The sequence below is a fragment of the Terrisporobacter muris genome, from assembly GCF_024621905.1.
GTDB lineage: Bacteria > Bacillota > Clostridia > Peptostreptococcales > Peptostreptococcaceae > Terrisporobacter > Terrisporobacter muris.
In genome coordinates, this window is sequence record NZ_JANKBY010000273.1 from 1 (window position 1) to 5134 (window position 5134).

5 protein-coding genes and 1 pseudogene are annotated in these 5134 nt (G+C 26.9%); 4 read left to right on the plus strand and 2 right to left on the minus strand.

Annotation, left to right across the window (positions count from 1 at the left end; all coding sequences use genetic code 11):
* Window positions 1-138, minus strand: a pseudogene (locus tag NSA58_RS15795) (IS3 family transposase); the annotation flags it as partial.
* 206 nt (window positions 139-344) lie between these two features.
* Here NSA58_RS15795 and sfsA point away from each other — a divergent pair.
* From sfsA to NSA58_RS15815, 4 genes are all read left to right on the plus strand, one after another.
* Entirely contained in the window at window positions 345-1040 is a 696-nt protein-coding gene (sfsA, locus tag NSA58_RS15800) for a DNA/RNA nuclease SfsA (protein WP_039678776.1), read from the plus strand.
* Window positions 1041-1246: 206 nt separating this feature from the next.
* Window positions 1247-2512 (plus strand): 30S ribosomal protein S1, encoded by a 1266-nt coding sequence (locus NSA58_RS15805; protein ID WP_074429978.1) that lies wholly within the window; start codon window positions 1247-1249, stop codon window positions 2510-2512.
* An 81-nt stretch (window positions 2513-2593) separates the two neighbouring features.
* Window positions 2594-3307: a phosphatase gene (locus NSA58_RS15810; RefSeq protein ID WP_039678774.1), complete on the plus strand. Its 714-nt coding sequence runs from the start codon at window positions 2594-2596 to the stop codon at window positions 3305-3307.
* Between the two features lie 173 nt (window positions 3308-3480).
* Window positions 3481-4239: a M15 family metallopeptidase gene (locus NSA58_RS15815; protein ID WP_074429981.1), complete on the plus strand. Its 759-nt coding sequence runs from the start codon at window positions 3481-3483 to the stop codon at window positions 4237-4239.
* Window positions 4240-4284: 45 nt separating this feature from the next.
* On the opposite strand, the gene NSA58_RS15820 is transcribed toward NSA58_RS15815, so the two are convergent.
* A partial coding sequence (locus NSA58_RS15820; protein ID WP_257560664.1) for a CPBP family intramembrane glutamic endopeptidase occupies window positions 4285-5134 on the minus strand: 850 nt, incomplete at its 5' end.

Sequence of the window (5134 nt, forward strand, 5' to 3'; positions counted from 1 at the left end):
TTTCCCTATTTCATATTCAGCAATAAAATGTAAATTAAATTCATTAGTATATGTAATTCCTTTTTCAGTTATGTTCTTAACATATTTATTTATAGATAATTTCTTAATTTCCTCACTTGAAAATATTTTTTTACTCATAATAATTCAACTCCTTTATAACTATTTTACATAAAAATAAATCCTATACAAGTAGACACGTTTTTTTCTCGTGTCCACTGTATAGTATCCACTTTAAATTATAGGATAGTTTTTATTTTATGCTTTAATAAAATTCACTTTAAATTAGGAATAAAGGGTATAATATTTTTAAATAGAAAAATTAATCAGAAAAATAGGAGAAATAAATGAAATATAATAAGATGATTAAAGCTAAGTTTATAGAAAGGCCTAATAGATTTGTAGCTTATTGTGATATAAATGGGGAAGTTGAAAAGATTCATGTGAAAAATACAGGTAAATGTAAAGAGTTACTAGTACCTGGATATGAAGTATACTTAGAAGAAAGTAATAATCCTGCTAGATCAACGAAATATTCTTTAATAGCTGTAAAAAAGGGAGACAGGCTAATTAATATGGATTCACAAGTAACAAATAAAATTGTCTATGAATCATTAGAAGACAAATCATTAATACTGCCAGGATTTGATGAAGATATAACTTTGATAAAGCCAGAAAAAACTTATGGCAATTCTAGGTTTGATGTTTATATAGAAGGAAAAACTAAAAAAGCATTTATTGAAGTTAAAGGATGTACTCTAGAAATAGATGGAGTAGTAAAATTTCCAGATGCAAAAACAGAAAGAGGAGTAAAACATGTTAAAGAATTAATTAAAGCTAGAGAAGAAGGATATTTAGCTTATATAATTCTTGTTATTCAAATGGAAGATGTACTTTACTTTACTCCAAATGTAGATATGCACAAAGAGTTTGGAGATGTATTAAAGGAAGCTGACGAAAAAGGAGTAAAAGTTTTAGCATATGATTCAAAAGTAGAAATAGATAATATAGTACTTAATAACCCTGTAAAAGTAATACTATAAAAAGAACGCTAATCTTACTAAAATAAACAAAAATCATAATAATACAATTGATAAATTTACTAAATAAAGTTAAGATACTATTATAAAGAAAAAAATTTGAAAATAATTGAAAAATACTGATAAAATATTGTATAAATCTGTAAGTATTTGAAATTTTAATGGTATAATATAAAAAGTAAGATTATTAGGTGAAAGGATGTAGAACAATGACTAAAGAACTATCTATGCAAGAGCTGTTAGACCAACAAGAACAACTACTTAGTTCAATAAAAGTTGGAGAGACTATAACAGGAGCTATAACTAAAATAAATAATGATGAAGTAACTGTGGGCCTTAATGTAGGTTTTGACGGAGTAATTCCAGCAAGTGAATTAAACTTACAAAAAAATCAAGAAGTTTCTGATGTATATAAAGTAGGAGATGAAATATCTGCTGTCATAACTAAAGTATCAGAAAAAGACTGTACATTAAAACTATCTAAGTTAAGATTAGATATGGTAAGTGATAAAAAAGAATTAGAGCAAGCACATGCTGATCATAAAATAATAACAGTAAATGTAGTAAAAACTATACAAAGAGGAGTATTTGCTGCATATAAATCAGTTGAAATATTTATACCAATATCTCAACTAAACACTAAATTTGTAAACGATACAAAAGAATACCAAGATGCTAACTTAGAAGTTTATATAATAGAATTCAATGAAAAAGCTAATAAAATAGTAGGTTCTCACAGAGAAGTATTACAAGAACGTTTAGACCAAGAAAGAAAAGCTAGAAAAGAAAGAATTCAAGCTGAAAGAGATGCAGAGAGACAAAGAGTAAGAGAAGAAAGAGCAGCTGAAAAAGCTAGAGTTAAAGCTGAAAAAGAAGCTTTAATAGATTCTTTAGAAGTTGGACAAAAAAGACATGGTAAAGTAACTAACATAGTAAGTTACGGAGCTTTCATCGATTTAGGTGGAGTAGAAGGTTTAGCTCACATAAACAACTTATCTTGGAAGAGAGTAGAATCTGTAGAAGATATGTTACAATCTGGACAAGAAGTTGATGTTTATGTATTAGATGTAAATAAAGAAACTGGAAGAATAGGATTAGCTTTAAAAGACATAAACAACGATCCATGGGACTTAATAGCTAAAGAAGTAAATGTTGATGATATAATAACTGGCAAAGTTGTTAGAATAATAGACAGAGGTGCTTTTGTTGAAATAAAAGAAGGTGTAGAAGCATACTTACCAATATCTCACTTAAAAGAAGAAAGAGTTGCTAACGTAAGTAGTGTTGTAAACCCTGGAGATGAAATAACAGTTAGAGTATTAACTTTCGATCCATCTCACAAAAGAATGTCTGTATCTATAAAAGACGTTAATAAAGAGCCAGAAGAAGATTACAGTGAATTCTTAAATAAAGAAGAAGATTTAGGAGCGACTATAGGAGATTTATTAAGAGGAAAATTAAATAATCAAGAATAATAAATAAATTTTTAAGCCATATTGCCAAAGCTCTATGGCTTTTAACATATTATAAATTTAGCAATAAAGGAGAAGACATATATGAAAGCTATAATAGATTTACACACACACGCCTTAGCTAGTGGGCACGCATATAGTACAGTAAAAGAAAATATAGAATATGCTAAAATTAATGGGCTAAAATATTATGGTCTATCAGATCATGGTATAGATATGCCAGGGGGACCACATTTATTTTATTTCCACAATTTAAAAGTAATACCTAATGAAGTTGATGGTGTTAGAATATTAAAAGGAATGGAAGCTAATATTATAGATTACGATGGAAATATAGATGTAGAAGTAGATAAATATATAAGTGGACTAGATTATGTAATAGCAAGTCTTCACACTGTATGTTTAGAACCTGGAACCAAGGAAGAAAATACAAGGGCAACTCTAAATGCAATGGATCATAAATTAGTAAAAATTATAGGACATCCAGATGATGGTAGATATGAATTAGATTATGAAGCTGTTGTTAAAAAAGCTAAAGAAAAAAACATCTTATTAGAATTAAATAATTCATCATTAAACTCAGGTTCATTTAGACCAAATGCTCGTGAAAACTATATAGAGTTATTGAGTTTATGTAAAGAGCATAAGGTAAGAATTATTTTAGGTAGTGATGCTCATATTTGTTATCAGGTTGGTATATTTGACAATGCTCAAAGCTTACTTGAAGAGCTAGATTTCCCAAAAGAGCTAGTTATTAACTACCATGAAGATGATATAATAGAATTTTTCCAACTTTAAAAATTAAATTTGCACTTAAATTCAAACCATATTATAAAATAATATGGTTTTTTATTTTGCATTTTTGACACATAAATAAAAAGGTAAAAAATATAAAATAATACAAAAAATAGTCGAAAAATGTTATAATATAAAATGATTTTGAGAATTAATATTAAGAGGGAGTTATGGCAATGAATCAAAAGAAAGTATATAGTACGATTGGAGTTATACTTTTATTTGGTGGTTTTTTATTATTTTGTGGGGCAAAAAATTTAACACAGGCTAAAGAGCTAGCTGCCAAAAATCAAGTATTAGACTATGATATGTCTAACTATAGTGATGATACTGAAGTAGACAGTCAATTAAAAAATGTTCAAGAGTTGGTATATAAATACAAAAATGGAATAGCAAAATTAGTGAATAAAGAAAATGGACTAAAATCAAGTTATGAACCAGATGATTTAGTTATACCAAAAGTTAATACTATAAAAAGCGATATTTATTTAAGTGAGTGTGCTTCTAATAATTTGGAAAAAATGTTTAAGGATGCAAAAGAAGAAGGGATAAATCTTTATTTAATAAGTGGATATAGATCTAGTAGTTACCAGGAAGAATTATATTCAAATTCTTTAATACGCAAAGGAAAAGAATATACCCAAAAATATGTGGCTAAAGCTAATCAAAGTGAACATCAAACTGGTTTAGCAGTTGATATATCTGCAAAATCCATAGGATATAAATTAATACAGTCTTTTGAAATGACAGAAGAAGGTAAGTGGTTGGAAAAAAATGCTCATAAATATGGATTTATATTAAGATATAAAAAAGATAGAGTAGAGGATACAGGTTATGGTTTTGAGCCATGGCATTTTAGATATGTGGGACATAATATAGCTAAATATATTTATGAGAATGATTTGATACTTGAAGATTTATATAAATTGCCTTAGCGCAAAGAGCATCTAAATAAATAGATGCTTTTATGCTAGGCAATTTTAATTTTTATTTTCTATTATAAACCTAGTGTCAATTCTAGGAGAAAATCCGCTCTTTAGATGTTTCTTATTTTTTAGTATAAACTTAATAAAAAAGAACATTCCTATTAAAAATAATAGTAAACCAAAGGATAAAGAAACTATGGCATCAGTATTAGTAATTGGAGAAGTATTAACAGATGCATTAATATCTAACTGAGGCAAAAATGCAATTAAGTTATTTAAAAAATGAACAGTCATTGGAATTAGTATATTTTTATACTTGATGTATAAGATACAACAAGCAATACCAAAAATAAAAGCACCTATAACTGCTAATTCAATATGTAAAAGTCCAAATACTAAAGAGGAAATTACAATTCCTATGTAGATATTGAATTTTCTACTAATTCTTTTAAATATGATGGCTCTAAAAAATAATTCTTCCATGATAGGGGCACTAACAACGGTAATTAGCATGGATATGAATAGTCCACCATAAGTAGAAACTTCTGATACAGATGATTCGGATAAAAGATTATTTAGCATATTTGGTAAAGTAAAATAAACTATACCTATTAATAATAGACTGATGCCCATAGAAAGGCATAGCTGAGTAGCAACAACACCGCCTAATTCTTTTATATTTATTTTTTTTATATAATCCTTAATCATTAATAATAACTTATTTTTATTAACCCTAAATTTATATAAAAGTATTGTAATAAATAAAACTGTTGATATTAAAGATAATAAATTATCATTATCTATTAAATTAATATCACTACTTAAGTAAATAATAAATGCTCCTAAAATCACAATAATCATAGTGAAAATATACCAAAATACTGCTGGTATAATTTTAACTTCT